At 67.2% G+C, this 1,579-nt stretch carries 3 protein-coding genes; 1 reads left to right on the plus strand and 2 read right to left on the minus strand.

Annotation, left to right across the window (positions count from 1 at the left end; genetic code table 11):
• Together AC1D12_RS32925 and AC1D12_RS32930 are read right to left on the minus strand one after the other, a co-directional pair.
• Positions 1-454, minus strand: a 454-nt coding sequence (locus AC1D12_RS32925; RefSeq protein WP_477845321.1) for a TorF family putative porin, incomplete at its 3' end; no start/stop codon positions are given.
• Between the two features lie 37 nt (positions 455-491).
• Entirely contained in the window at positions 492-923 is a 432-nt protein-coding gene (locus AC1D12_RS32930; protein WP_477845322.1) for a DUF2147 domain-containing protein, read from the minus strand.
• Positions 924-1,037: 114 nt separating this feature from the next.
• Between AC1D12_RS32930 and AC1D12_RS32935 the strand changes: the two genes are divergently transcribed.
• On the plus strand, positions 1,038-1,579 hold a 542-nt coding region (locus AC1D12_RS32935), incomplete at its 3' end, for a TetR/AcrR family transcriptional regulator (RefSeq protein WP_477845323.1).

Raw genomic sequence — 1,579 nt, forward strand, 5'->3', positions numbered from 1 at the left:
GCACCGCGAACTGCGAGTTGTAGTTGGTGCTGCGGRAATCCGTCGGCACGAAGTTGACGAAATCGAAACCGTGCGGCGCATCGAATTTGGCGCCCGGGAACAGCTCGGCGGCGAGGCCGATGCCGAAGTGCCAGCCTTCCGGATCGCCGAAGCGATAGCCCGCGCCGAGCGTGATGCCGAACCCGTCGCCGTCGAGGAACTGCTTCTTGCTGACCGACGAGAACTCGACCAGCCCGATCAGCCCGCTCTCGTGCGCGGCCTGCACGCTGAGCTTGATGCCCGGTTTGTTGAGCGAATCCGAGACACCGCGCGTGCGCTGGTCTGAGGTGACGCGCACCTCGGTGTCGACGGCGTAGCGGGCCGTCTCGGGTTCGGCCGAGAAGGCCGGCACGGTGATCGCGAGCAGCATCAGGCCGATGGGCACCGGCGGCCGGCTGAACAAGGTCGGTTGCATGGGCGTCTCCAGGGGTGGGTGAATCAGGGGGAACGGATCAGGGTTTGCAGACCGGCGTGTCGGGCAGTGCCGCCACGCGCTTGAGCTGCTCGGTCTGGCCGAGCACCTCGACGCCGACGAAGGCGCGGATGTGGAGGTCGCCCGACTTGACGCGCAGGGCGCCCTTGTATTTCTTCTTGTCGCGCGGGTCGTAGACCCAGCCGTCGCGCCAGGCGTCGTTGTCGTAGCGCTCGAGCTGGGCGATCAGCACGCCGCAGGTGTCGGCGGGCGTGCCGGCGTCCTTGTCCCAGACGATGCGGCCGCACAGCGYGGACGGGCGATCGGCACAGGGCTTGAACTCGATCACGGCATCTTTTTCAGCGGTCAGCCACAGGCCCTTCGCGTCGTCGGGGCCGGCGGCCATGGCAGACAGCACCAGCGAACTCAACATCACGCCCGAGACCCACTCAACGCAAGACATCCACTTCATGTCGCCGCCCTTAGTCAGTAGTCATCGCTAGTTTATAGTCATGACTATCGTTTTGTCACCACCCTGTTTGACCGCCGATCACCGGACAATCCCTGAGCCACCTGCCCTACCACGATGCCGACACCCCGGAAGAACCAGCCCGCGCTTGCGACCAAGAAGCAGCCGGCGCAGCAGCGCGCGACCGACACCTACGAGCGCATCCTGGAGGTGACGGCGCAGACGCTGGCAGATGTGGGGATCGAGCGGCTGTCGACCAACCTGGTGTGCGAGCGCGCCGGGCTGACGCCGCCGGCGCTGTACCGCTACTTCCCGAACAAGTACGCGCTGCTGAGCGAGCTGGGGCAGCGGCTGATGCAGGCGCAGAACGAGCGCATCGGGGACTGGATTTCGCCGGAGGTGCTGGGTGGGACGGCGGAGGATGTGGAGCGGGCGATCGAGGGGCTGATCCTCGCGACCTACGATGCCACCGCGAAGACGCAGGGCGGCGTGTGGATCATGCGGGCGCTGCGCGCCGTGCCGGCGCTGCAGGAGGTGCGGCTCGCGTCACACGGCGCGGTGACGCGCGAGCAGGCGCAGATGCTGGCGAGTGCGTTGCCGGGGGCGGATGCGGCGCAGCTGCAGCTCGTGAGCCGGATCGTGGTGGAGCTGGTGTATGC

The organism is Rhizobacter sp. P1_G5, from assembly GCF_056405435.1.